A 24,322-nucleotide genomic window follows, 5' to 3' on the forward strand; every position below is an offset into this window, starting at 1 on the left:
ATCTGATGTAGGGTATCGGGTTATACAACGCCACGGCGACTGCTCGCTGCCGATAAGGTAATTTTGCACACGGGTTGGCAAAAGAAAATTGCTGCAATGGGCGTTTCAATACGAAACGTAGCAACATAATAATGTTCCGTATTGGAACGTCATGGTGCATAAAACAGCGAAAATGAGAGGTTGGGCCGTATTTGGCCGGGAAGCTGATTCACGGATGTTTATGGAAAACAAACCACCTGCAGAGCAGGTGGTTTGTAGGCATGGTCGATTTCGGCGTTAGCCCGGATAAATTCCGCGATCTTTACGTGCCAGTAGAATGCGTTCGCAGGCAACAATGTAGGCTGCCGTACGCAGTGAGCAGGATTTCTCTGCCGCTTTTTCCCACACGTGTACCATCGCATCGGTCATGATTTTGTCCATGCGATTGTTAATCTCTTCTTCGCTCCAGAAGAAGCTAGCCATGTCCTGAACCCATTCGAAGTAGCTGACGGTTACGCCGCCGGCGTTACAAACAACGTCTGGGACAACCACGATACCGCGGTTTGCCAGAACGTCGTCGGCGTCCGGATAGGTTGGGCCGTTAGCGCCTTCGAGTACCAGTTTACAGGTCAGCGTTTCCGCGCGGTGACGGGTGATCTGGCCTTCGAGCGCGGCCGGGATCAGAATATCCATCTCCAGGCTCCAGAAGGCTTCGCTGGCAATGGTTTCAGCGCCCGGGAAACCGGCAATCTGTTTGTGCTCCAGTTGCCAGGCAGACAACGCGGCCATGTCGATACCCGTTGAGTTAAACAGCGTTGCGGTGTGATCCTGAATCGCGACCACGCGTGCTCCTGCTGCCGCGAACAGGCGGGCGGCTTCGCTGCCGACGTTACCAAAACCTTGCACCGCTACGCGAGCGCCTTCAACGTCGATGTTGGCACGACGCGCCACTTCCAGACCGCTGACGAAAACACCACGACCGGTGGCTTTATCACGGCCTAACGAGCCGCCGAGGTGAATAGGTTTACCGGTGACCACGCTGGTCACGGTGGTGCCGTGGTTCATGGAGTAGGTATCCATCATCCAGGCCATTACTTTTCCGTTAGTCCCCACATCCGGCGCAGGAATGTCTTTCTGCGGCCCGATGATAATGCCGATTTCGCTGGTATAACGGCGGGTTAAACGCTCCAGTTCACCTTCGGAAAGCGAGAACGGATCGACGCGCACACCACCTTTCGCACCGCCGTACGGCAGGTTCAACGCTGCGCATTTGATGGTCATCCATGCGGACAGGGCCATCACTTCATTAAGATCAACATCAGGATGATAACGCACACCGCCTTTGCCCGGCCCGCGGGAGAGATTATGTTGCACGCGATACCCTTCAAAATGACGGATAGTACCGTCATCCATCTGCACCGGGATATCGACAATAAGCGCGCGTTTTGGGTGGCGCAGGGTATCCACCCAATGGGAAAGTTCGCCCAGGTAAGGGGCCACACGCTCGATTTGTTGCAGGTAGGTATTCCAGGCAGATGTGCTGCTATCTGAAGCGTAAGATAACTTATCCATGATAAACCTTAGTTATAAAAGTAATATGTTCTTAATTTGGCCGTGGTATACAGTGAATCACACCATATGAACCTAAATTTAACATTTATTTCATAGAATGGCCTGTCCGGCTAACACGGTTTATCGGCATGAAGCGTGTGGGCTTTAGCTGAGAAATGAATAGTTATTCTTTGATTGTGCTGATATTTCGGTTATTTTGCTGGCTGGGTAATTTAATATGCATGATTTATAAAAATCGCAATTTGTCAGATTTATGACGCACCTCTAAAAGTAAATAATATGATAATAAAATGTATTTGCTTTATTGCGATTAAGCTGGGGTCAGTAGGTCACGGCGATGGTAACGGTATCAGCATAGTTGTCAGGCGTGTAGTTCGCGCTGGGAACGGTGGCGTAAACCGGGTAGGTGGTGGTGGTTCCCGTACCGTTGCCCGCGACAGTATTGAGCGATGAATTGCCCCAAACCGTTCCGGACGGCCCCGGCGTCGAGCTAAGCTGGTAGGGGACCTTGTCCGTATTTGACCCCGTGCCGGCCATCACGCCGCTGCCTGCCGTATTGCCGTTAGAGGGCTGAAGTCCGATGGTGTAAGGCGTGTTATTGGAACATGCTACGCCCACGGTATTTGAAGCCGTTAGGTTACGCTCGGTTGCCCTGGCGGGCGCAAAGCTAATATTGGTTGCAGAGGTGATATTGCACTGTTTGCTGACCGTCGCCGATACGGTGAAGGGAAGCCTGGCGGCAACGGTATCGCCACAGGTGGTCGGCGGGAAAAGCAATCCAGGATTGAGGGTGACAAGGGCTGTCGCCGCCGTATAGCTATCCTGATAGCTTCCGGGGACCGCTGAGGTTTGTGGCGTGACAATCTGCGCTGATACCGTGAGTGAGCCCGTCACTGGCGTCAGATTCAGCAGGTTAAGCTGTACCATTGGAAAAGTTGTTCCCGACTGATACTGACTCCCCCAGACTTTGGTGTGTCCGGCATCCTGGTAAAGCTGGTATGCCAGCGTTCTGGCAGGTGTTCCGTTTAATGACATATTTCGGGGTGTCACCTGGCCACTGACGGCTGAGGCGCCAATATTAAAACAGAGGTTGATCCCTGCCAGCACGTCGCCAAGCTCTTTGGTGCAGGTGTAGTTGAACGTCATTGATGACGTTGCGCCTGTCGCAGACAGCGGATTGACTGAGCCCAAATTTATGGGTTGTACATTGCTCACCGAACAGGTTACGGCATGGCTAATCGCCGGACAAAAGAGTACGGCTGCGATGAGTAACAGATGCCTTAACCTCATGAGCGCACTCCTGTTAGTGTGGCCGGCAAACCAGTGGACCTATTTGCACAATCCCCTTTGCGGAAGCGGGATAGTCAAATTGCACGCGACAACTGCCGGTGTCTGTCTCAACGCGCAGCGCGTTGTGCTGTTCCAGCGTGTCGAACCAGGTCATCCCATCAAAACCAACGACAGACGATTGTCCTGCTCCGCTGATGGCGTATGCCATGCTGCCTTCGGTAATGGGTTTACCCTGATTGTCGACGAGGATGACCTGCGCAGCGCGTATAGGGGTAATGCCAAAGCTAACCAATGTACCGGAACGATTGGCAGGCGTTGCATTCGTCTCAACGCGTGCGATCCGCATATTGGCGGGGAGATCCATTGGGTCAATACTGATCAGGTTTTTTTGATAACTGTTCAGCGGTGTGACCAGCAATAGCCCCTGGTCGTCGCTGCGACCAATCAGGTTATTTTGTAATTTAATCGGGACGTCAGGAACGCCGTCAGTTGATACGACGGCAAAGCCATTGTTGATTTCTCGTGCTGCAAACAGGCCGCCTCCCATGGTAACAAGCGATCCGGTGGCACCTGCGTAGCCGTAATGGTTATCCGGTAAACGGCTGAATCCCGCGTACGCTTTACCATAACGACCCAGATATCCCACTTCTCCCTGACCGCTTTGCCGGGAAGCCTGCTGACTTGCGGCCAGATTCCAGCCCCAACCGCCGTCGGCAGGAGGCGTCAGGCTGGCGTTGAGCTGGTAGCCGGTCTCATCATTGGTGCGTTGTAGGGTGCTGCTGGCACTGAGATTATTATCAGTGGTTATTGTCACCATCAAATAGAGACTGCGATCGCGGTTATCGTCGATGTTTTGGTTGAATCCGGCATTCAGTGAAATGTTGTCGGTAATCGATTTGAACCAGCTGGCGTTGGCGTAGCGCACCGCATTTTCGTGCGGATAACGAAACTGCAGGTAACTCAGGCTGACATTACCGGCAGCTTCCAGCGAATAGCCAATGACCGTATTGCTGTTAAGCGTCGGTGGCGGCTCGCCATAATGGGTGGCGACATCACGATAATCGCCGGAAGTGGCCGTCGTACTGGTACTGAAATTAAACCGTTCACCGGACCAACGATAACCGAAACTGTACAGAAAACCGTTCTTTCCTGCGTCGGTACTTGCGGCAATTGAGGTCGAAAACGTGCCGCTGCGGGTGCCTGGGATCCAGTCGTCACTGAAGCCCGCGTTAATCAGTCCATCGCTGGTTTCAGCGTGAGTCCCGGCGGTGAACGTATTGCTAAACCCACGACGCCATGTACCGCTCAGTACCGGTGCGCTGGCATAATCAAAAGAGGAGTAACCATAGTTTTCGCGTACCGTACCCAGTTCTGCAGACCAGGCAGTTAATCCTTCCCGCAGCAGTTGCTGATCGTTGTAGAACGAAAAATTTTGTACGCTCGTTCTGCCCAGCGCATCCGTCATCATCACCTGACCCGTTCCCGCGCCACTGATGTTCGGCATTGTGTTGATCTGAAAGCTACCCGCGGGGACTTCTCCGTTGTAGTACCTGACGCCGTCGACGTACAGCTCAACGTTTGACGGCAACGTCGCGGAGCCAAGATATGCAGGGAGCGGGGTGGTTGGCATATAGGGCCGCAAACCAAAATCGGTTCCTATCTGAATGCCGCTGATACGCGTCGGCCGGGACCAGATAAGTGAACTGGTCAGGGTATCGCCAACGGTTACCGCCAGCATCGTTTCGGGAAATGACATACGCCAGCTGGTATCGAGTCGCTCAACGCTGTTATCCGCATTTTCCTCGGTGGAATACTGCGTCAACTGGGTGGTGCTGAGCACGCCTGCAGCATTGAAAGCGCGGAGTTCGCTGAAGGTATTTATTGCGCTTTCATCCCCCCGTTGGGTATAGATATCGTAATTGAGCAGCGCTCCGCGTGATGTTGTCGCCGTCGGCGCGGTCTCTACGGGGGAGTTAAGCTGCGTGGTCGCAAGATCGAGTGAACTGAGTGGCGCAGTAAGCGAAAGCGTTTGCAACTGAACGTTATAGTCAATCGTTAGCTCGGGGATATCGTTCAGGCAGACGGCGTGAGTGGCGTCAGGCGCAAAGCGAAAGCCCATTTTTCGCAGGGTATCTGCCCCAGCATAGAGCTTTCCATTATCGTAACCCAAATGCACCAGCCCAACGGGATTCCCATTTAAGGTGACGTCGAGATACAAATTGACCCCCACGAGCTGCGCTGCGCCATTAATAACACCATCTTCGTTCTGGTTATTATTCAGCGTTTGTGCGCAAACCATTCCCGATATTAATACTCCATTGAGAAAGCAATATTTCACCAGAAGCCAGGATCTGTTACAGATCTTGTACTGTTTTTTGGCCATTGATTGTGACTTCAACTTTCCCGCCATCATGAGTATTACTGGCCGACGGAGAGACTATCCAGCGCATCGTTGAGCCGGGTAAAACGTAGCCTAACAGTCCGGGCGTAATAACTTTTTTAGCACCGTCAGGGCTTATAAATGTTGCAGCAGATAATTGTGCATGCCCATTTCCCTGGTTACTCACTTCAATAAATTTTTTGCCATCAAGCTGTTGTAATTTCCATTGCAATTTTGCCTGCGTTTGCGCCGCTGATGTTGGTTGAATGAAAACGGGGACGGAATAATGCAGCACAAACTGAAGCTTATTTTTTTCTACTTTTGCAGGCGGTAACTCATCTATCGATAACCGATAAGCGTCTTCAGCATGTGCCGAAGGTGGGCCGGTCCGAATAACGCGAATCAACTGGCGTTCTCCGGGGGCTAATGCCAGCATCGGCGGGCTAATGACCAGCCCCTGAGAGGGGGAAAGTTTGTCGCCGTAAGCGCTCTGGCTCCAGCGAAAAACCCGAACCTGGGCATTGAGCACATTTTCACCCGCATTACTAAGCCAGATACCATCGGCATTTTGCGTCGCGAGCAAAGTTAATGTGACCGGGGCGATTTGCAGCCCGCTGGCGGCAGCAGGGTTGAGGCTCGCAACCATCCCTAACAGGCATGCGCAGGCACACTGCTGAACAGGCAGTTTTACTCTCATGTGGCTTCCTGAAGTTAGTAGTTAACGTTAACCGTTACCGTGTCGGCATAGTCGTCAGGAGTGAAGTTGGCGCTCGGTGCGGTGGCATAAACCGTAAACGTTTGCACCAGCCCGGTCCCCGTCGCCGCTACGCCGTTTCCAGGCGCGGTGTCGGTGGCGGTGTTCCCCCACACCGGACCTGTTGCTGATGTTCGATTTAGCTGGTAGGGCACTTTATCGGTATTGGTGGCTGCGTTAGCCACGGAGGACATGGCGCCTGAGCCTGTCGTCGTCCCCCCATTGGCGGCCGACGGTGCCAGACCGATAAAATAGGGCGTGGTTTTTGAGCAATTAATCGAAATCGTGTTGCTTGCATTGGTATTTGTTGCCGTGGTATTCACCGGCCCAAGCGTGATATTTGAAGCCGAACCGGCAGTCACGGTACAGGCCTTTTGAATCGTCATCAGTACCTGAAATGTTCCGTTAACGGTTGCTGCATTTGCCACGGGAATAATGGAAAAGGCGCAGCAACAAAGAATTAAGCGTTTGTCTAAGACTAGAGCCATATCCTTTACCTTTTTCAAATAACCACATTTATTACTTTAGAAAAACAATAATGTGGTACAAGAAGACATGGTTTAACCCTAGAATAAGTATTAGGCGTGCGCCAGTTGATCTAATGAATTTTACTTAGGAAAAAGGTGATGTCGTATGCAAAAAAATAATACCCACGGGTGAGTATATTGTTTTGTTTTTATGCTACTGCGGGCATTAAGTCAGGCAGGTAGGGAACACAGATTCATTGGATGGCATTCAAAATAACCACCCAAAAAATGAGAATTAGTAAGATTTATCTTACTCAGCTCATTACTGCGATACATGTTGGTTACGGGCTGTGAAAAATGACTTTATAACCTTGTTCGTTCCAGTGTTGTAGAAGTTCATTTTGTCTGCGGGTTGGCGTAATACCAGTCCAGACAAAAAGCGTTTGCCCGGGGAAGAGTTCAGGTCTTGGCGATTCAATGGGTTCAGCAAGCACGGCAATATGCCAGCCCGATTGCGATAAACGCCAGGCTTCGAGCCATAAACGGGTTCGGTCTTCAACATCCCAGGCCATCAGGATGGCATCTTTCCCTGATTTGCGCCGCGTTTCAGACAGCAGGGTGGCTACATATTCAATCAATGCGCCATCAAGCATACTGTTCATGATGCGGGATGTATTATGGTCAAGTATCAACCGCTGACGCACAGGAAGATAAACGCGATCAATCAACGCATCTACGGGGTAGGCGCGACCGAGTGCGATAATTTTGGCTCGCAGCTTCGGGGGATACGCCATACGAAGAATGCCCATCATCTCTTCTTGCAATTGATTCCAGTCGTCGTCAGTTTCACGAGTACTGGTTTCCAGCAATGCTTTAACTTTGCCAACGGGTGTGCCACTGCTAATCCAACGTTTTATTTCTTCAATACGTTGAATATCCTCTTCATCAAAGAGTCGGTGGCCACCTTCGCTGCGTTGAGGTTTGAGTAAACCGTAACGTCGTTGCCATGCCCGAAGGGTGACAGGATTTATCCCGCAACGTTCTGCGACATCCCCAATGCTGTAATAAGCCATAATTCCCCCAGACACTCATGATTCTCCGTCACCGATATGCGGTTCCTGCTACTTTGTACAACATGCATCAAATTGTACAAAACATACATAGGATTCTAGCAAAATTAAGATTTACTTTACTATCACGTAGGGAGTAAATGCTGAATTTTTATGTTCAGCATAAAAGAGGTGGCGGGATTATTGTGTAATAACAATACGTTAATTATTATAACGCTGAGAAATCATTTTTTCTCTGGCCACGCGACAGACGGAGTACCATTCAGGCAGGCTCTTGCAAACAGGTTACCCTGGAAGATCTCAATACCCGCGGATTCAAGCCACATCCACTCTTCAGGTTTTTCGACGCCGACCGCAGAAATCATAATCTCCAGTGAAGCGCAGCATTTGATTATGGCCTGAATGATGGCCTGCCGTGGTCCACTTTTATGCACATCAGTGATGAGTTCGCGGCTTATCTTAATTCGGTCCGGTTGAAAGCGAGACAAAAGCTGAAGCCCGGCAAAACCTGCCCCGAAATGATCTATCGCCACACATATTCCCGCTGCCTTGAGTGACTTCACGGCCTGCGCGAACGTATCAAAACGCGAAATAACTTCACTTTCGGTAAACTCAACAATGATTTGTTCAGGCACCAGTCCATGCGCCGCGATTTCGTTTATAAGAAAGCTGACTGCATCGGGTCTGTTTACCAGGGTCATGGGTAACAGATTAACCGACAGCATTTTGTGATTAAGTCCCAGTGCGCTTGCCATTGCAAATGCAGTCTTTTTGCTCTGCAGATCAGCGGTATACACATCTTCAGGTTTGAATTTGTCAAAATACGTTGCGGGCGTTTCACCGTCTTTACCGCGAATAAGGGCTTCCAGCGCAATGACGCGCTGTGACATAGGATCGATAATTGGTTGAAAAGCAAAGCTGAAATCTGTATCTGACGGGAGTGTGCTTTCATCCAGGATGGTACAGGTATTGTCGGTTATAAAACTCCAGTAATCAGGCGCAGGTATTTCAAAATAGCTCGATTTTTCCGTGGCGAGGACAAATGTGCGGAAAAACTGTAATGCTCTGTCATCATACGTGAGCTGAAATTTGGACGTACCCTTATTGAGTACAGCTTGCAGGACGTCATTCCGTTCATGTTTTTGTAAATCAAATAACTCCATCCCTACATTTCCGAATCTTCTCGCAGGCGCGTAATCACACATCAGTTCAACGATATTGTGGTGCCGGGGGTCGTTACAAATACAACGATAGATCTCTTTTACCTGCTCCTCTGGGCCTTCAAGCAGTTGGAAAAAGTGATGGCCGTTAAAGAGTAAGATCCCCGTAACATCTGATCGCCTGTTTTTGATATTTGCGGCTGTCACCATATCCTCAAGCGCTTTGAGAGGGGCGTCTTCACGTAGATGGCTACGGTAAATAATGGTCGTGAGCATGGACAGTCCGGGATCAAGGAAGGAGAAGAGGTCTGGTCAGTATCAGACAAACCAGGTTACGCCCTGATTTTAATACATAATTCTAACTTTGTCTTTACAAGTAATCGGGCTAATACAGATCAATTTCATTGATAACACAAAGTGATTTGTACAAAGAAATTGAATTTCATGGAGATCTTAATCATCGTAACCACATGATTTAATTGGTTTAGCATTTTTTGCTAAAAATTAGCGTGCTATGTTGTACACATTTTCGGTACAGCTTTGCTACTGTTATAAAACTTAATATTCACCAGCATTTTGTTACAGGAGCACTCCATGCAGCAGCATACCGTTCGCACTGATTCTGCAAGCGCGATTTCTCGTTACTTTGCTAAAGCGCATCTGCCAACCCAACAGGAAACGTTGGGCGAAATCGTGACTGAGATACTAAAAGATGGGCGCAATCTCAGTCGCAAATCACTGTGTACCAAACTTCTGCACCGTCTTGAAAATGCATCAGGTGAGAATGAACAGAAACATTACAATGCGTTAATCGGCCTGCTTTTCGAATAAAATAAAGCCCTACTATGATAATGGGTAAGTAGTGAAGGAGTTATGAAGAAACCTGACAGTGAACGCTTGAAACATGAAATTACAGGTTTGGCTGTGCTAGAAATTTTGCGAATGCATAAAGACGTTTCGTTAGCTGCACTGATTAAGCAATTGCGGCTTATGCATGCCAGTGAAATGGATGGTACACGTAAACAATTAATTGACAGCGTTATCAATGATTTCACAAATGTTAATCCGGGGAAGATAAGCAGAAAACCGGAACAAACGAGAGATGAGAGTGCTTTCAGTGCCAGCAAAAACCCTAAATTACATTAAAGATAATTCTCCAGACTATACAAGCGAGGTTACCATGCTTCATGAAATTAATGTCCACAGTGTAATGACGGATAAAGCTTTATCAAGTTACTTCCATAATGCAGGTGAACTATTAGCAGATGAGTCAGTGGTATTGGGGCAGGCGGTAACAAATGTAATTCTGGCAGGTGATAATGTTAATAATAAAAACATCATTTTAAGCCTGATTAGTTCTCTGGAGTCAACAACTGACGTTGTCAAGGCAGACATTATCAGAAAAACCCTGGAAATAGTGTTACGTTATACGGCTGATGACGTCTAATGAGATAGCACATTAATATAAATACACAGCACAATTATTGTATGATGTAAGTTCTGTCGCTTCGCTTTTTGGATTAAGACTATACATAGCATCCTCTTGTTTTTATGACTGCATATTATGGATTTGATATGGCTAATTCAATTCCGGAAGATTTTATTTTCCGCTGCGCTTTGTATAAGGATATAGAGCGTAATGTCATGTTAAAACAGGGTTGTATCAGTAATGATGTTCTTATTCAGGCATTCAGCACGCAGTTGAAGAATGAGAAGAATGTGATACTGACCGATCTCTATTCACAGATACTGGCACATCTTCAACTCGATAAAACTTCGCAGCCCGGTGAGGTCAATGGTGATTTTTCGTTGAGGTCATAATGATGAACATCGTGCAGGAACATGCTGGAAACGCAGTTTTATGGATTGATGATATCTATATCAGGCAAGGGTTAAAGAATATCCTTGCAGATATCGTTTTTGAAGATGACAAGGCGCGACTTGTTTTCTTCACCGCTAATCACTTTGACGCGGTAAAAAAGCAAAATTACGATCTGAATACATATCGTCTGGTGCTGCTGATTGATGGCCATCTGTATCAGTATCTCAATGACATCTCACTTTACAGACTGCCAGTAGATAGCGATGTTGCCTCAATCAAGCAATTTATTATTGATATTACTCGTGCTGGTGGAAAGCACGAGCATCAATCGGAACTCAATATCTCCTTGACTGCGCGAGATAAATATATTTTAACGCAGCTAGGGGAGGGGCGAACTGTTTTTGAGATATCTGCCATGTTAAATCTACACTTAAAAACCATTTACCAGGCCAGGCAGAATCTGATCAAGAAACTTGGTTGCTCAGGGCTGATTGATTTTCAGGGAATACTGCAAGCGCAAATATTCCGGAACTGGCTGAAGCATGCCTGATCATCGATACGCTAAACTTACCTTCAGCGATTTGTGTAAGTTTAAATCAATCGCTCGGGTTATCTTATCGATGATGTCTTCTGTTGTGAACATAAATTAACGCGCATTATAAGAGGGCGATGATACAGCCTTGTCGAGATGCTTATGATTTATTTATAGATTTCAGCAACCCCGTGCGGTTCAGCTCGTTAATAATGCACTCAGGTTCTTCATACAGAGGCATATTGTCTATATCTAAAACGCCATCATTTTTTTGTGGATCATCAGCCTGCAGGTCTGCAAACAGTGGAGTAAGATCCTGCGGTGCTTCGCCTCGTTCGGCCACCAGCTCAAACGTTTTATTTTTTGCTGCCTCGTTGGTCAGGGCACTGACCAGAACCTGGGCGATTTGCTGCCTTGATATCACACCATCTTCTGGTGTTCCTGCATGGCGACGATCCCCCTGGAGCAAAACAATTCTGTGTTCATCATCATTGTTGTAATCAAACCAGCCGGGTCTGACGATGGTATAGGGGTGACCACTCGCTCTGACCAGACGTTCGGCACGTCTTTTCCAGTCATGAACCTCAGTGCGTTGATTCCAGGTACTGAGTCGTTCAGTCACGCCAATCGTGGTCATTAAACCGATGCGTACAGGTGTATCCCTGAAGAGTCGTAAAATGTTACGCACACCGCCGTAATCTATCGCTCTGGCGCCAATACGCCCCTGGCCATCGGAACCGAGAGTGAAGATGATGGCATCAATATCTTTCGGCAAATCGGTAAGTGTTTCAGGCATTGAAACATCGCCGTAAAAAACATCCGTTCCACGCGGAAGTAATTTTACTTTCCGTTTATTTCTGACCAGCGCCACGGGCTGATGACCCATTTCGATAGCGGTATTCACGACATGAAGACCAATACTTCCGGTCGCGCCTGCAATGAGTATTTTCATGATAAACCTTCTGATAATTCAGACTTATTTTCTCTACAGCCAGAATATCAATTATCATTATTGTCAGTAATAGGGCTAAAATGATTGTGTCTATGAACACCCTTCATGAGTGCGCGATGAAGGGAATGCCACCATAAGGAAATCGCCGATGCTCAAAGAAAACTTCAACGAACTGCAAATCTTTCTGGTGGTGGCAAGGGAGCGAAGTTTTACCAAAGCAGCGGGCAAACTGGGTGTATCTCAGTCTGCACTCAGCCATGCGATGAAGGCGCTGGAGGAAAGGCTCAATATCCGCCTTCTGACCCGTACGACCCGAAGCGTTGCCCCTACGGAAGCCGGTGAGAGAATTATTGCCTGCCTTGAACCGCGTATTGCCGATCTTGAACAGGAGCTGGAATCGCTGGTTCAACTGAACGGCACTGCCTCCGGCAATATCCGCTTATCTGCTGGGGAGCATGCCGCGCGAAGTTTGGTATGGCCAAAGTTAAAACCTTTCCTCAGGGAATATCCGGAAATTAATCTCGAACTGGTGGTTGATAACGGCTTTGTCGATATTGTTGAGGGCCGTTTTGATGCCGGGATCCGCCTGGGCGAAAGCGTGGATAAGGATATGGTTGCTGTAAGAATTGGCCCGGACATGCGCATGGCCGTGGTGGGAGCACCGTCTTACTTCGCGGCAAACCCTGCACCTGAAACGCCGCACGAGCTACAAAATCATCGGTGCATCAATATGCGCCTGCCGACTGCCGGTGGGCTTTATCACTGGGAGTTTGAGAAGGAAGGGAAACCGTTACGGGTCAGAGTGGAAGGGCAGGTAACGTTTAATCAGCAGGCAGAAAGGATTGATGCTGCTTTATCCGGTTTTGGCATTGCCTGTATGCCTGAAGACAGGGTGCAGGATTATATAAAGTCAGGAGAGCTTATTCAGGTTCTGCAGGACTGGTGTCCATCTTTTCCCGGCTATTATCTCTACTACCCGAGCCGTAAGCAGCACCCGCCCGCATTTGCGCTGATGATTGATGCACTTCGCTACGCCCAATAACGGGTCCGTGGACCCGTTCGGGTATTAACGGCCTACGCGGGCCAGGTGCTCAGGAGAGTAACGTTCACCGACGATGTTAATCGTTTCCAGCGCCTGGGTTATCTGCTGCGTATCCTTCTGTGAAAGAATGATGTCGGCAGCCCCCAGGTTTTCCTCCAGCCGGTGTAGTTTGGTGGTACCAGGGATAGGAACAATCCACGGCTTTTGTGCCAGCAGCCATGCCAGCGCGATTTGCGCAGACGTCACGCCTTTCTCTGCCGCCAGTTCACCCAGCAAGGAGACCAGCTTTTCATTGGCTTCAATTGCCTGTTCGGCGAAACGCGGCACTTGGCTTCTGTAATCATCCTTGCCAAAAGTGGTTCCTGGCTTAATCGATCCCGTCAGGAAGCCTTTGCCTAATGGGCTGAAGGGAACGAAACCAATACCCAGTTCCTCCAGTAACGGCAGGATTTCCTGCTCAGGTTCGCGCCACCACAGAGAGTATTCGCTTTGCAGCGCAGTGACCGGTTGTACGGTATGTGCACGACGAATGGTTTGTGCGCCCGCTTCGGACAGACCGAAATGTTTGACTTTGCCTTCCGCTATCAGGTCTTTCACAGTTCCCGCGACATCTTCAATGGGGACATCCGGGTCGACACGGTGTTGATACAGCAGATCAATGACATCAGTCTTAAGGCGGCGTAATGATCCTTCCACAGCTTCACGGATATGCTCCGGACGGCTGTTTAAAATCTGCTGCTTGTTGTCCGCACCGAAGGTAAAACCAAACTTGGTGGCAATAACCACACGGTCACGAAACGGTTTTAAGGCTTCGCCTACAACCTCTTCATTAAGAAAGGGGCCATACACTTCAGCGGTATCGAAGAAGGTGACGCCACGTTCAACCGCAGCGCGAATGAGCTCGATAGCCTGACGGGTATCGGTCGCCGGACCGTAGCCATGGCTTAAGCCCATGCAGCCGAGCCCAAGCGCGGATACTTCGAGTCGGGATTTACCCAGATAACGTTTTTGCATTGAATGAATACCTCTTTTATCGCGACTTAAACATCAAGTTTGCGGCCGGTCAGCCATTCCACCATCGCCGGATCGCGGTGAGAGAAGAAGGCGCTGGTTGCAGTGTCGAGGGCAGCAATCTGCAGCATATCTTCAGAACTGAGTTCAAAATCGAAAATGTTAATGTTCTCTGCCATGCGTTCTTTGCGCACCGATTTCGCCAGTGAAATGATGCCTCGCTGGAAGATCCAACGCAGAACAACCTGGCCCACGCTTTTGCCGTACTTCTGACCAATTGCCGTTAACACGGGATGCTGGAACAGACCATTTTTCCCTTCAGCAAACGGAGCCCAGGCTTCCGGCTGAATGCCACGGCTTTGATTCCAGGGAACGGCATGCAGCTGCTGGTTGAAGGGGTTAACTTCAATCTGGTTTACCGCAGGGGCAACGTTGTTGAAGGCGATAAGGTCGGCCAGTCTGTCAGGATGGAAGTTGCTGACGCCAATGGCGCGAATTTTTCCTGCCTGTTGTAATTCTTCCATGGCACGCCATGCCCCATGGACATCACCGTAAGGCTGGTGAATCAGATACAGGTCAACATAATCAAGTTGCAGACGATTCAGGGAGCGTTCGAACTGGGCTTTAGCGCCTTCGTAATGAGTATCCTGCAGCCACAACTTGGTCGTAACAAAGAGTTCGTTACGGGCGATACCACTTTGTTTCAGAGCGTTCCCGACCTGGGTTTCATTCTGGTAAGACGCGGCGGTATCGATCAGGCGGTATCCCGTATCGATGGCATCAATAACGGCTCTTTCGCATTCAGCGGCATCAGACATTTGAAACACACCAAAGCCCAGCAGGGGCATTTCAATACCGTTGTTCAGTTTTACAGTTTGCATGACGTTATCCTTTGGCTGTTGTCGAGGAAAAGCATAACGCAAAGTTATTTATTCGATTAGATGGGGTAATTAGCTAGGGTTTATTAGATGTGTTCATTAATTTTGAGGAGGGCTGATGGGCGGCTTTGTGTAAGAAATGAACGTTTTAAACACTAAGGAAAGGCATTTATCCGTCGGGAGACAGTCCATGCAGCTGCCCGTCGCACCTCAGACCCTATAATACCTCGTAAATCAGCAAACTCGCGGGGATTGAATTTTTTGCGGCGCTAACGCCAATGGAAGTGAGAGCGCGAACTGGGTTTCATGTAACGCAACAACATGTGAACTGGCTTACATCTTTGACCTCTATCACACTTTATAGTGACATTACTTTTTAGAGGACACATTTCATCATCATGGCTTCCATTAAAGATGTTGCAAAAAAAGCAGGAGTATCAACGGCTACTGTATCGCGGGTGCTTAACAATCATCCCAGCGTAGTGCCTGAAACGCGTCAGGCGGTACGTGATGCAATGGATTTCCTGTGTTATGTGCCCAGTAAAAGCGCGATTCAACTGAGCGGCAAATGTTCAGGCCTCATCGCCGTCGTGTTGCCGAACCTGGTCAATCTGTAGTGGCACAGTTCATTTGGCTACTTGAACAGCCGATTATCGTTGATTCCATGCTCACGAGCGAGTTTCGCCACGGAGATCTCTGGTCGATCTGAGCGTTCAACCATTTTGATTTTGAACTCAACGAGATAATTAGGGCTTTTTTACGCACTGTAGTTAACAATTTCATGGATAGCGCCCATCTTATTTGGTGTCCGCTATGCTGTCAGAAAATTGAGAGTCTGCCAGACGGTGCTGAAATGACGCCTACAATAGGTGAGCTGGGTGTGGATGACAAGCCTGAAAAAGACGAAGGCATCACCACAGTGATGGCTATTCTCGTCAAAGGAAAAAGGGAATATCTGTACCGTTCACAGGGAACAGTGGGCGGCACAGTATATTCTGCGGGTACTGGTTTTTTACTTAATACTGGCCAGATCCTTCGCAATATCACGACGGCGTCCATTATCAGCAATCTCTCGTCCTGGGCGCGCCGGAGCTTTCAGTGCTTTATCCAGATAGCGCTTCGCGTCCTGGTTTTTTTTCTCCTGCAATAGAAAGTCACCATAAAAATAGTTAGGGTCAATACCGTCAGGATTGATCGCCAGCGCTTTCTTTAACATTTCTTCGGCTTTTTCTTTATCACCAAAACCAATCGGCCAGCCTGGTACCTGATAATACAGCGCACCGAGGCTAGTCCAGGCTGACCCCTGCAATGCGCCTGGATCAATCTCAATGGCTTTTTCCAGATTACTGCGCGCCTGTTTAACAAGGCTCAGCGCGCCAAGACCGCCTTTGGCGCCAGCCCAACTGCTGTCAATAATACCTGACCAGATTAACAACGGTGCATCGGTATTGTTAGCTTGAATAGCATTGTGGGTCTTTTGGCTGAGCGCACTGAAACAACTCTCTTTTTTCGCGGCTAACGTCTGATATTGGCAAATGGACCACTCATGCTGTAAATCTTCCAGCGTCGTATTCGCCATTGCAGAGACAGGTATCACTGTCGCAATAATGAGTACATGTAGAATTCTCATTTATGTTCTCCCTTGAGCGGTTTTCTGGCAAATAACTGAATCACAGGTAATTTCTTTCCTAATGCCCCATCGATGACGGTGGGAAACCAGGCATTGATTTTGACAAACAGGCGTTCCATCACGCCAAAGCGGTAGCGTTTCTGTTCAGTTTCAAGTAGACGGGTGAGTCGCGCGGCAACAAAGTCGGGGGAATCGCTACTGTTGCCGAGTTTCTGATTCAGGGCATACACATGTTCGTTGTTCAGCAAGGTTTCTGTTGAACGCGGAGCGGCATACAGTACCGTGATGCCGCTACCCTGTAATTCACGCCCTAATGCTTCAGAAAAACGGTGTGTCGCTGCTTTGGTCGCACTGTAAACGCTCCAGGCTGGATGACCAATTTCCCCAAAGATAGACCCTATATTGAGCACGATCCCTGGTGTATTCATCTTTTGCATTAAAGCACGGGTGAGTAAGGCCGGGATCTCAATGTTGGCGCGGATCTGCTCACGAATATCGTCAAAAGATTGCTGTTCAAACAACGCAAAGCGACTACTTCCCGCATTGTTTATCAGGATATCCAGCCCACCATCCTGGCTAAATCGTGCGGCCAGCGCGTTGATTTCATCATCAGAATAATTACGCATTAGCGCGATGCTGTGCCGCTCCGCATAGGGAAGTGTCTGTTGCAGAAGCTTCATTGCCTGCTCGTTGCGCCCGACAAGGCAAAGCCGTGCCCCTTTTTTCGCCAGCGACAGTGCCAGCGATTGACCGATACCCCCGCTTGCGCCGGTGAGTAAAACCGTCTTGTCATGCAGGTTCATTTGCGTCATTTCCCAGTTGCTCAAGCATCTGCCCATACAAGTTATAAACACGACGGGCGGTGTGGATAATGGCAGTCTGATCGTCCTTATCGGTGATGGTATCCATCAGAGATGCAAAAAATCGCAAATGTCCCTGATCAAGCTCGCCATGTGAACGCAGATAAGTGGTAGCCTGCTCAGGTAGCGCCAGCGTATGCTCAACTTGTGCGGCAACGGCTGATGCTATCGACACGCTGGTACCTTCCAGTACCTGGACCATGCCAAAGAGGCTCATTGGATTGATTCGTTCAATACGATAGTAGAGGTAAGCGATCATCATTTCGATTGGTAGCCCAGGCGTTCCATTTCTGACTTTTTCCGCGTCGCCACCACAGGTGCGAATATCATTGAGGATCCATTCCTGATGTCCGTACTCTTCATCAATATATTCGGCAATGGCTCCTCGCACTGCTTCACGTGAAGCAGCAAGACGACTGCCGGCGCACATCAGCAGCGGCACGGTATGGCTGACGTGGTAATATGCCTGTGTCAGAAAGTGGATATACATTGCGCGGGAAATATCGCCTTGCTGGCAGCGGGCGATGATTGGCGATGCCAGTAACCGCTGACGGTCCTCAGCGGTTTGTTTTTGCAGTTCCTGATAAAAACTCATGATTATTCCTCCTCACTGCAGGTGAGAATATCTTGTTTCAGGGAGTGCCAGATGGCGCTCCGCCGGGGACGCCCATTGGCGGTAAACATATCGGGAGATGACAGGACTGAAGTAAAAAGCAGTCGATGGAACCGGGCATAGTCAGGCAAGCGAGCGGAGAGGGCCTGAAGTTGCTCACGGGCCAGTTCCTGTTGACCGTCAAAGACATCAACCAGGGCAACATTGCGTCGCAATCCCTCGCCGAAGATCACAATACGTCGGACCGCCGAACATGCCATTGCTTCAGCTTCCGGCCATTCTGGCGAGAAATTGCGACCAAAAGCATTTATCTGAATATTTTTTAGACGCCCATGAAGATATATAAATCCTTCTTCATCCACTTTGCCGAGATCGCCAGTCGCAACATTCTGCGAGGCTGGTTCAGTCCCCAGATAGCCCAGCGCATTGGCCGGGCTGTTTACATACAGTTGCTGACTGGCATCAACCGATACCTTGATACCCGGTAACGGTTTGCCGACGCTGCCCGCTTTTGCCGCATCAGGCAGATTCAGTGCCACAACGGAACCACATTCCGAAAGGCCGTACCCTTCAAATACCGGTAGACCGCTTTGTCCCGCCAATGCCAACAACTGGGTTGAAATTTTTCCACCGCCGACGGCGATAAAGCGCAAGGATTGCGTGCTTTCCGGGATCTGCTGGTGCAGGTGGAGCAGCGCCCGTAACAGTTCTGGCACCAACACCAGACTTTGTGGATGCCATTTCATCAACACGTGGAAAAACTGAGAGGGATTAAACTGGCTGGAACCTGCGAATCCAATCTGTGCAGAGGGCAGTACCACTGTCTGTGCGCCCAGCAACATAGGGATATAGATTCCGCACAAATTCTCCAGCAGAATGCTGAGCGGTAGTGTGACCAGATGCTTTTGCGAATTGATATTCTGCAGGGCCCTGGCCAGCGTTTGTGCAGTCCAGAACATCCCTTCCTGGCTCAGACAGACGCCTTTAGGTTCACCTGTAGTGCCAGAGGTATACGTTATTTTGGCCGTCCCGGCAGGCAGGGGCGTTGGAGCAGTAATCTGGCGAGTTTGCAGTCTGCCGAATGGGAAATCATGCCTCAGCCAGCCGACCATCAACTCGCCGCCGATTTGCGCATCAACCGATGCCGATGCGCGTACCCACTCTTTTTGTGCGTCGGTGAAGAAGGCGGGGACAGGGATAATAATGATCCCACAAGCCAGACAGGCGAGATCGATGATCGCCCACTCCGGGCTGTTGTCGGCTTCCAGCGCCAGACATTTAACTCCGAGTGACTGTAATCGTGTTGCGGTGTCAATCACGGTTTCATGATATTGCCGCCAGCTCCAGAACCGGGTTTCTCCTTGCAGGGCTACGCTATCGGGATGTAGACGAGCCTGCTGCTCAAGCGCGTTAAGAAACATGGCGTCCTCCTGAAAGATCAGTCCATGGGGCATCTGGTAATGGCGTAAACAGGGCTAACAGCATGGTGTTCTGACTCAGCGCTGTGTATCCGCGAGTCAGTTCTCCTGCCATTATTTGTGGATCATATTGGTAGTACTCACCCCATTCCAGGGCCGCATCGCCCAGTCTGCCAGGATCAGCAGACATCAACTGAATGGGATGTAGATTCAGACGGTAGAAGGTGTTGCGGATTTTCTTCGTACCAGTAAACACGATCCATCCGTAGTGATATTGATTAAGCAACAGACAGAGGGCGGCATACATAATCCGCGCGCTGGCACCATCACGCGCGCTGAAATTGCCGATTTCGACAATTGCTTCACGCGGAACAGGCAGTTCCAGCCGCGACGATAATGTCGTTTCAATTGGAGTATCAAGGTATTGTTCCAGGTATAACGTTCCATGAGATGCCACCTGGACGCCGCATGCGGCTTTAAGTTCACCGTTGGCGTCATACATACCAAGAAGCCAGGGCATACAGCGGGAAAGTGAAGCATGGTAAACCTGATGATAGTTTTCGCGTATTAATGCAGAAATATCATTATGTTCGCTTCCGCCATGTAGCCATTTTAATGTGTAGGGCGAGATTATTCGCATGATAAGACCTCTCACAGATGTCCTATCAATAATGGGGAGATATTATTATGTTAACCTTAAGATGACTGATTATTTAAATTTTCCAAATTTAATAAAACTTTAAGGTTTTCTATCTATAATTCATCACTTTCGTTAACGGCTTTACGACATGCCCCTTTTTTAGAAGTAAATACCGGTATTTATGCTCGGGTATATGGTGAAAGAACACCAACTGGGATGCTATCCTTAATATAATGTGAAATTAGCGGGAAGCAAAATTCCGCCTCTCCCTTATAGCAGACTTTCGCTCCCCCATTTTATTTTTTTTGATATAACTGATGATTGTATTGAGCCCTCAATAATGAAGGCTCAATACTAGCTCTTCCTATTGTAGATCTTTTTCCTCCAGGAATTTACTCACCATATCAGCAATCTGCACGTTATTCAGATCCGAGAACGGGAAGTGGGTATTACCTTTGATTCCCACTTCAGGCAGATGCGTCACAGTGACATCCCCGCCATGCTTATTCACCACGTCACGCCACTCGCGAGCCATTGCCAGACGCACGCGCCAGCTGTCCTGCGCGGGCATGGCGACAGGTTTATCCGGGATGTTATCGCCGTAAATAATCAGAATCGGAATTTTAGTCAGTGCCATAAACTGCTCCATCGGCACCGGTTCACCCTTCAGCGTGTCGAACGCGCTTGGCATTGGGGCAGGGAGCTCTTTCTCCGGGAAGACAAAGCTGCTACCAGGCTCGAAGGCGACAATGGCTTTGACCTTGTCATTTTTCATCGCCGTGTACCAGCCTGGTCCGCCACCCTGGGAGTGGGTGAAAAGGATAGCCGGGCCAGATTTATCCACGACGGCGGACATCGCATCAGAGATAACATTGATATCAAACGGCCCGGTATTCGGGGTCATCTGACGGAAATACTGATTCAGGGCTTCTTTGTCGTGAGAAAACTGAACGCCCTTAAAATACTCCGGCCACACGCCAACGCGGAACTGGTTAAACCACATCTGTTCATCCGGTTTAGGCGTAACAGTACCTTCTACCGTCGTGCGCCCGGCGCTGCCCCGACGTGGCTGATCGACCAGATAAGTTGAGAATCCACGACGCAGGAATATGTTCTGGAACCCTTCGCGACCATCCGGCGTGGTTTCCCAGGTGCGGGAGAACTGACCTGCGCCGTGCAGCATGACGATAGGGTATTTATGCGGATTCTCCGGAATTTGGTAGAACACAGACGCATGATCGCCATGCCAGGTTTGACCCGCAGAATCCAGCGGCGTTTTCGCGTCAAATTTCCCTGGTGCGGTGATGATAGTACCACCAGCAGAAAAGCTACCCTGTTCCTGAATGACCAGCGGCTCGGCGTATACCGACTGAGCCACCATGCCACCCGCCATCGCGCAGATGGCCAGCGTTTTTAAGACAGTTTTCAAGATTACATCCTCTGTTATGTTTGCCGTTCAATCATATCTGAGTTGTCAGCGTGAATTATTTAGCACCTTTGATTGCCCTTATTTGGCAGACTCATGAATGCGGAGGATTAGCACCGTATCGTCTCAAACCAACGCCTAACTGTTTGCTAACGCTTGTTGCAGCGCCTGTTCCGCCCGCGTAGCTGCATCTTCTTCGCCATGTTCACGTAGAACCTGTGCCAGTTGGCGCAGTTGCGCTGCCGTCAGGCCGACTCGCATGCTGGCTCGCGTATGCGATAACAGCTGAGCTTCAACGCCCGGCGTGGCGGCTAATGCGCCAACCGTTGCCAGCTCGCGGCTTTGCCAGTCGAGGTTATCGCGGGCGAAAATGTCGCCGAACAGATGCGTTTGTAGAAATTGATTAATGACCGGGGCAAAATCAAACAGAGGTCCCTGGACGGGGGCGCCGGAGATTTTAGTCTGGTTTGCGGTACCGACACGGCGAAGCTCATCTCCGACAGGGATGGCGGCGACCGGCTCTTTACCTTCAACGTCTTCAACGCCACGTTGTTTACGTGCTTCGACGACTTTCATCAGTTCATTCAGCGCGTTCAGGCTACGGGGAAATCCCGTATAGGCATAGAGCTGGACGAGAATCTCTTTGGTCTCGTTTATCGTGAGTCCTGTATCAAGCCCCTGATTCAGTGCCGCATTCAGCTTATCCATCTGACTGCTGGCCATTAATGCCGCAATCAACGGGATGGCTTGCTGGCGAGCTGACAGCGTATCTGAAACCGTTTGTTGGTGGTTCATTTCTGAGGCTCCTTTATTGACGGGCGCAGCATGTGCTGTGAGACCCAAACCAAAGGTCAGCAGTACCGCTGCCGTTAATGCCTTAATGGGCGTGGTATTGTTCATCTGTCACTTTCTCCATCCAGTTAACGCTTTTGCCATCCACAATCCCGGTTATCGCCAGGTGTGTCATTGCGCTGCCGGGTGCCGCCCCGTGCCAGTGTTTGACGCCCGCCGGGCAAGAGACAACGTCGCCAGCGCGGATGACCTGCACCGGTTGGCCTTCTTGTTGGGTAAGCCCAATTCCCGAGGTCACAATCAGCCGCTGCCCTGCCGGATGCGTATGCCAGGCGGAACGAGCACCTGGCTCAAAGGTGACATAAGCCCCGGAAACGCTAATTTCGTTATCTGGTTTGAAGAGAGGATCAACCCGGACGCGACCGGTAAAGTTCTCTGCTGGCCCGTACACCGCATTCTGGCTTCCGGCGGTGGCGATATGGACAGCGGGATTTTGCTCCGCCGCCCAGGATGAAAACGTAAAGAGGGGCAGTAACAGCCCGAGGTAACGTAAATGTCTGATCATGCAAAGCGTCCTTATCTACAATGATGGAGAGGGTCTGCAATGATTCTAATCAGGGGGAGATGTCGTCAGACTGACGCCAGCCTGACAATTCTGTCAGTTAACCCTTATTATGGTGACGCTGCTTTGTCTTTTCTAAAAATAAGGCACCAAAGCGAAAACCGTGTCATTAATGAAAATAAAACAATAATGGCCAGGTAGCGTAGATAAAAAAGTAGGGCAGATTCATCGTAATCGAAAAAGGAGAAATCGACCTTTATCAACAAATAATCGAGATAGTCCTGGTTCAGTAATTCGTACAATCCCAGTAGTGCGATTAGCGAAAAAACTCCTGGCATCATGACATTTGCAAAGAATGAATTGCTGGAGATGTTCAGGACCCGGCAGAAAAAAGTCGCCAGCATTTTCCAGTGCAACCCGATATGCAGCGCCAGAATGAGCATTCCCCAGTGGACCGACGTCATGTGTACTTTCCTGATCCAGCTCGCCGGGTTGTGGAACGCCAGGTCCAGAAGGATATGTTGGGACAGCATCATGCCCGAGACAATCGCGGTCAGAATGACAACGAATGTCACTGCATTAATGATTCTGTTAACTACCAGCATGGTTAACGGAATATTGGGCGACAGTGACCACAAGCGATGCCGGTTAAGATATAAATGCAGCATGATGAGCAGCGTAAAAATAATACCCGCCCATTCATGCACGATTTCACCGTGAAGGTGAAATCCCATCAATACCAACAGAAGTAACGTCATCAGCGCATCCTGCATGACCTGGAAAATATAAATTTTCTTCATGTCGAGGGATTAACGCTGTGGCTGGACTTGTTTTACCCATTGCTCAACCTGCGCGGGTACGTCAGGAGCTGAAATATCGTTGCGCGAGATCGCGAGCGCACGAGTGACTAATTTGGCCTGTGGCTGCATGCGAGCAATTTCTCGCAGGGAGTCGGCTAACCTGCTGCCACCATGGGTGGTAAAGGGAACGACCGTTTTGCCTGCAAAGTCATTTTGCTCAAAGAGGCTGTATATCACCATTGGCATGGTATACCACCAGATGGGGTAGCCGACGTAAATGGTGTCGTAACTGCTCAGGTCAGGGAGCGGCGTTTTTAGCGAGGGTCTGGCTTTCGTTTGCTGTTCCTTTTCGGCAACGCGCAAAAGTGCATCATGCTGGCGAGGGTAGGGAGTGGCGGTTTCAATGCGAAACAGGTCGCCGTGAGTCTGCTTCTGAATCAGTTGCGCAATAAACTGCGTGCTGCCAGTCTCTGGCGTATTTTTTTGTAATACGCTGGCCCCGGAAAAACCATCCACGGCACCAGGTTTCATCTCCTCTGGCTGTGAAAAGTAGATAATCAGCGTGCGGGCGTGTGCGGATGAATCCTCTGATGCGAACGTGGGCTGCCCCAGAAGCCCCATGACCATCATCGCCAGAAACCCGCTAAATACCTTTTTCATTCTCACTGTTTC

General features: G+C 49.5%; 27 protein-coding genes and 1 pseudogene. 7 read left to right on the forward strand and 21 right to left on the reverse strand.

Annotation, left to right across the window (positions count from 1 at the left end; genetic code table 11):
• Positions 1–276: 276 nt before the first annotated feature.
• From OGV93_RS17545 to OGV93_RS17575, 7 genes are all read right to left on the reverse strand, one after another.
• The gene (locus OGV93_RS17545) at positions 277–1,551 is read right to left on the reverse strand and encodes a Glu/Leu/Phe/Val family dehydrogenase (RefSeq protein ID WP_287109882.1); all 1,275 of its coding nucleotides are present in this window, start codon (positions 1,549–1,551) and stop codon (positions 277–279) included.
• A 321-nt stretch (positions 1,552–1,872) separates the two neighbouring features.
• Complete coding sequence (locus OGV93_RS17550; protein ID WP_137367344.1) at positions 1,873–2,841, reverse strand: Csu type fimbrial protein; 969 nt, start codon at positions 2,839–2,841, stop codon at positions 1,873–1,875.
• Between the two features lie 13 nt (positions 2,842–2,854).
• Positions 2,855–5,140, reverse strand: a complete 2,286-nt coding sequence (locus OGV93_RS17555) for a fimbria/pilus outer membrane usher protein (RefSeq protein ID WP_287109884.1) — start codon at positions 5,138–5,140, stop codon at positions 2,855–2,857.
• A gap of 55 nt (positions 5,141–5,195) precedes the next feature.
• Entirely contained in the window at positions 5,196–5,918 is a 723-nt protein-coding gene (locus tag OGV93_RS17560) for a fimbrial biogenesis chaperone (protein ID WP_016153349.1), read from the reverse strand.
• A 14-nt stretch (positions 5,919–5,932) separates the two neighbouring features.
• Positions 5,933–6,463, reverse strand: a complete 531-nt coding sequence (locus OGV93_RS17565; RefSeq protein WP_016153348.1) for a Csu type fimbrial protein — start codon at positions 6,461–6,463, stop codon at positions 5,933–5,935.
• A 320-nt stretch (positions 6,464–6,783) separates the two neighbouring features.
• The gene (locus OGV93_RS17570; protein ID WP_032931597.1) at positions 6,784–7,515 is read right to left on the reverse strand and encodes a MerR family transcriptional regulator; all 732 of its coding nucleotides are present in this window, start codon (positions 7,513–7,515) and stop codon (positions 6,784–6,786) included.
• Positions 7,516–7,736: 221 nt separating this feature from the next.
• On the reverse strand, positions 7,737–8,948 hold the full coding sequence (locus tag OGV93_RS17575) for a diguanylate phosphodiesterase (RefSeq protein WP_016156768.1): 1,212 nt from the start codon (positions 8,946–8,948) through the stop codon (positions 7,737–7,739).
• A gap of 318 nt (positions 8,949–9,266) precedes the next feature.
• Between OGV93_RS17575 and ycgZ the strand changes: the two genes are divergently transcribed.
• From ycgZ to OGV93_RS17600, 5 genes are all read left to right on the forward strand, one after another.
• Entirely contained in the window at positions 9,267–9,503 is a 237-nt protein-coding gene (ycgZ, locus tag OGV93_RS17580; protein WP_016153345.1) for a regulatory protein YcgZ, read from the forward strand.
• A 42-nt stretch (positions 9,504–9,545) separates the two neighbouring features.
• Positions 9,546–9,818 (forward strand): hypothetical protein, encoded by a 273-nt coding sequence (locus OGV93_RS17585; protein ID WP_047358278.1) that lies wholly within the window; start codon positions 9,546–9,548, stop codon positions 9,816–9,818.
• Between the two features lie 34 nt (positions 9,819–9,852).
• Positions 9,853–10,119 carry a biofilm development regulator YmgB/AriR family protein gene (locus OGV93_RS17590; protein WP_016153343.1) on the forward strand — a complete coding sequence of 89 codons (267 nt, stop codon included), beginning with the start codon at positions 9,853–9,855 and terminating at the stop codon, positions 10,117–10,119.
• Between the two features lie 128 nt (positions 10,120–10,247).
• Positions 10,248–10,493 carry a hypothetical protein gene (locus tag OGV93_RS17595; protein WP_016156767.1) on the forward strand — a complete coding sequence of 82 codons (246 nt, stop codon included), beginning with the start codon at positions 10,248–10,250 and terminating at the stop codon, positions 10,491–10,493.
• Positions 10,493–11,044, forward strand: coding sequence for a LuxR C-terminal-related transcriptional regulator (locus OGV93_RS17600; protein WP_016156766.1), 552 nt, complete (start codon positions 10,493–10,495; stop codon positions 11,042–11,044). The genes OGV93_RS17595 and OGV93_RS17600 overlap by 1 nt, the downstream gene beginning before the upstream one ends.
• 142 nt (positions 11,045–11,186) lie before the next feature.
• Here the strand turns inward: OGV93_RS17600 and OGV93_RS17605 are convergent, their stop codons facing one another.
• Positions 11,187–11,978: an SDR family oxidoreductase gene (locus OGV93_RS17605; protein WP_047358276.1), complete on the reverse strand. Its 792-nt coding sequence runs from the start codon at positions 11,976–11,978 to the stop codon at positions 11,187–11,189.
• Between the two features lie 148 nt (positions 11,979–12,126).
• Between OGV93_RS17605 and OGV93_RS17610 the strand changes: the two genes are divergently transcribed.
• The gene (locus tag OGV93_RS17610; RefSeq protein WP_016156764.1) at positions 12,127–13,020 is read left to right on the forward strand and encodes a LysR family transcriptional regulator; all 894 of its coding nucleotides are present in this window, start codon (positions 12,127–12,129) and stop codon (positions 13,018–13,020) included.
• Between the two features lie 24 nt (positions 13,021–13,044).
• Here the strand turns inward: OGV93_RS17610 and OGV93_RS17615 are convergent, their stop codons facing one another.
• A complete protein-coding gene (locus tag OGV93_RS17615) occupies positions 13,045–14,034 on the reverse strand; it encodes an aldo/keto reductase (protein WP_287109886.1) in 990 nt (329 codons plus the stop codon).
• Positions 14,035–14,060: 26 nt separating this feature from the next.
• A complete protein-coding gene (locus OGV93_RS17620; protein ID WP_204565790.1) occupies positions 14,061–14,912 on the reverse strand; it encodes an aldo/keto reductase in 852 nt (283 codons plus the stop codon).
• A 395-nt stretch (positions 14,913–15,307) separates the two neighbouring features.
• Between OGV93_RS17620 and OGV93_RS17625 the strand changes: the two are divergent.
• Positions 15,308–15,520 (forward strand): annotated as a pseudogene (locus OGV93_RS17625) (LacI family DNA-binding transcriptional regulator); the annotation flags it as partial.
• Positions 15,521–15,543: 23 nt separating this feature from the next.
• Here OGV93_RS17625 and OGV93_RS23870 read toward each other — a convergent pair.
• The 11 genes from OGV93_RS23870 to OGV93_RS17675 form a co-directional block, all read right to left on the reverse strand.
• On the reverse strand, positions 15,544–15,636 hold the full coding sequence (locus tag OGV93_RS23870) for a hypothetical protein (protein ID WP_353057862.1): 93 nt from the start codon (positions 15,634–15,636) through the stop codon (positions 15,544–15,546).
• Positions 15,637–15,921: 285 nt separating this feature from the next.
• A complete protein-coding gene (locus OGV93_RS17630) occupies positions 15,922–16,539 on the reverse strand; it encodes a tetratricopeptide repeat protein (RefSeq protein WP_109017614.1) in 618 nt (205 codons plus the stop codon).
• Positions 16,536–17,366, reverse strand: coding sequence for an SDR family oxidoreductase (locus OGV93_RS17635; RefSeq protein WP_233618770.1), 831 nt, complete (start codon positions 17,364–17,366; stop codon positions 16,536–16,538). Before OGV93_RS17635 ends, OGV93_RS17630 begins: the two co-directional genes overlap by 4 nt.
• The gene (locus tag OGV93_RS17640) at positions 17,329–17,994 is read right to left on the reverse strand and encodes an iron-containing redox enzyme family protein (protein WP_047389842.1); all 666 of its coding nucleotides are present in this window, start codon (positions 17,992–17,994) and stop codon (positions 17,329–17,331) included. The genes OGV93_RS17635 and OGV93_RS17640 overlap by 38 nt, the downstream gene beginning before the upstream one ends.
• A gap of 2 nt (positions 17,995–17,996) precedes the next feature.
• On the reverse strand, positions 17,997–19,433 hold the full coding sequence (locus OGV93_RS17645; RefSeq protein ID WP_080859787.1) for an AMP-dependent synthetase/ligase: 1,437 nt from the start codon (positions 19,431–19,433) through the stop codon (positions 17,997–17,999).
• Entirely contained in the window at positions 19,423–20,070 is a 648-nt protein-coding gene (locus OGV93_RS17650) for a thermostable hemolysin (RefSeq protein ID WP_047389848.1), read from the reverse strand. The genes OGV93_RS17645 and OGV93_RS17650 overlap by 11 nt, the downstream gene beginning before the upstream one ends.
• Before the next feature lie 364 nt (positions 20,071–20,434).
• Positions 20,435–21,499 (reverse strand): alpha/beta hydrolase, encoded by a 1,065-nt coding sequence (locus tag OGV93_RS17655; protein WP_287109887.1) that lies wholly within the window; start codon positions 21,497–21,499, stop codon positions 20,435–20,437.
• A 135-nt stretch (positions 21,500–21,634) separates the two neighbouring features.
• Positions 21,635–22,396 carry a carboxymuconolactone decarboxylase family protein gene (locus OGV93_RS17660; RefSeq protein ID WP_287109889.1) on the reverse strand — a complete coding sequence of 254 codons (762 nt, stop codon included), beginning with the start codon at positions 22,394–22,396 and terminating at the stop codon, positions 21,635–21,637.
• On the reverse strand, positions 22,374–22,853 hold the full coding sequence (locus OGV93_RS17665; protein WP_103928292.1) for a (R)-mandelonitrile lyase: 480 nt from the start codon (positions 22,851–22,853) through the stop codon (positions 22,374–22,376). Before OGV93_RS17665 ends, OGV93_RS17660 begins: the two co-directional genes overlap by 23 nt.
• A 107-nt stretch (positions 22,854–22,960) precedes the next feature.
• Complete coding sequence (locus OGV93_RS17670) at positions 22,961–23,608, reverse strand: DUF4405 domain-containing protein (protein WP_103928427.1); 648 nt, start codon at positions 23,606–23,608, stop codon at positions 22,961–22,963.
• A gap of 51 nt (positions 23,609–23,659) precedes the next feature.
• Complete coding sequence (locus OGV93_RS17675) at positions 23,660–24,310, reverse strand: flavodoxin (RefSeq protein ID WP_434532899.1); 651 nt, start codon at positions 24,308–24,310, stop codon at positions 23,660–23,662.
• Positions 24,311–24,322: the final 12 nt, after the last annotated feature.

The sequence above is a fragment of the Citrobacter sp. Cb031 genome, from assembly GCF_030336725.1.
GTDB lineage: Bacteria > Pseudomonadota > Gammaproteobacteria > Enterobacterales > Enterobacteriaceae > Citrobacter > Citrobacter braakii.

Coding starts and splice junctions, on each gene's coding strand:
- OGV93_RS17620 (WP_204565790.1), bottom strand. CDS start 14,912: ATGCAAACTGTAAAACTGAACAACGGTATTGAAATGCCCCTGCTGGGC.
- OGV93_RS17675 (WP_434532899.1), bottom strand. CDS start 24,310: ATGAAAAAGGTATTTAGCGGGTTTCTGGCGATGATGGTCATGGGGCTT.
- OGV93_RS17670 (WP_103928427.1), bottom strand. CDS start 23,608: ATGACGTTACTTCTGTTGGTATTGATGGGATTTCACCTTCACGGTGAA.
- OGV93_RS17610 (WP_016156764.1), top strand. CDS start 12,127: ATGCTCAAAGAAAACTTCAACGAACTGCAAATCTTTCTGGTGGTGGCA.
- OGV93_RS17560 (WP_016153349.1), bottom strand. CDS start 5,918: ATGAGAGTAAAACTGCCTGTTCAGCAGTGTGCCTGCGCATGCCTGTTA.
- OGV93_RS17575 (WP_016156768.1), bottom strand. CDS start 8,948: ATGCTCACGACCATTATTTACCGTAGCCATCTACGTGAAGACGCCCCT.
- OGV93_RS17565 (WP_016153348.1), bottom strand. CDS start 6,463: ATGGCTCTAGTCTTAGACAAACGCTTAATTCTTTGTTGCTGCGCCTTT.
- OGV93_RS17660 (WP_287109889.1), bottom strand. CDS start 22,396: ATGAACAATACCACGCCCATTAAGGCATTAACGGCAGCGGTACTGCTG.
- OGV93_RS17650 (WP_047389848.1), bottom strand. CDS start 20,070: ATGCGAATAATCTCGCCCTACACATTAAAATGGCTACATGGCGGAAGC.
- OGV93_RS17570 (WP_032931597.1), bottom strand. CDS start 7,515: ATGGCTTATTACAGCATTGGGGATGTCGCAGAACGTTGCGGGATAAAT.
- OGV93_RS17550 (WP_137367344.1), bottom strand. CDS start 2,841: ATGAGGTTAAGGCATCTGTTACTCATCGCAGCCGTACTCTTTTGTCCG.
- OGV93_RS17585 (WP_047358278.1), top strand. CDS start 9,546: ATGAAGAAACCTGACAGTGAACGCTTGAAACATGAAATTACAGGTTTG.
- OGV93_RS17640 (WP_047389842.1), bottom strand. CDS start 17,994: ATGAGTTTTTATCAGGAACTGCAAAAACAAACCGCTGAGGACCGTCAG.
- OGV93_RS17555 (WP_287109884.1), bottom strand. CDS start 5,140: ATGGTTTGCGCACAAACGCTGAATAATAACCAGAACGAAGATGGTGTT.
- OGV93_RS17545 (WP_287109882.1), bottom strand. CDS start 1,551: ATGGATAAGTTATCTTACGCTTCAGATAGCAGCACATCTGCCTGGAAT.
- OGV93_RS17605 (WP_047358276.1), bottom strand. CDS start 11,978: ATGAAAATACTCATTGCAGGCGCGACCGGAAGTATTGGTCTTCATGTC.
- OGV93_RS17595 (WP_016156767.1), top strand. CDS start 10,248: ATGGCTAATTCAATTCCGGAAGATTTTATTTTCCGCTGCGCTTTGTAT.
- OGV93_RS17630 (WP_109017614.1), bottom strand. CDS start 16,539: ATGAGAATTCTACATGTACTCATTATTGCGACAGTGATACCTGTCTCT.
- OGV93_RS17600 (WP_016156766.1), top strand. CDS start 10,493: ATGATGAACATCGTGCAGGAACATGCTGGAAACGCAGTTTTATGGATT.
- OGV93_RS17615 (WP_287109886.1), bottom strand. CDS start 14,034: ATGCAAAAACGTTATCTGGGTAAATCCCGACTCGAAGTATCCGCGCTT.
- OGV93_RS17590 (WP_016153343.1), top strand. CDS start 9,853: ATGCTTCATGAAATTAATGTCCACAGTGTAATGACGGATAAAGCTTTA.
- OGV93_RS17665 (WP_103928292.1), bottom strand. CDS start 22,853: ATGATCAGACATTTACGTTACCTCGGGCTGTTACTGCCCCTCTTTACG.
- OGV93_RS17645 (WP_080859787.1), bottom strand. CDS start 19,433: ATGTTTCTTAACGCGCTTGAGCAGCAGGCTCGTCTACATCCCGATAGC.
- ycgZ (WP_016153345.1), top strand. CDS start 9,267: ATGCAGCAGCATACCGTTCGCACTGATTCTGCAAGCGCGATTTCTCGT.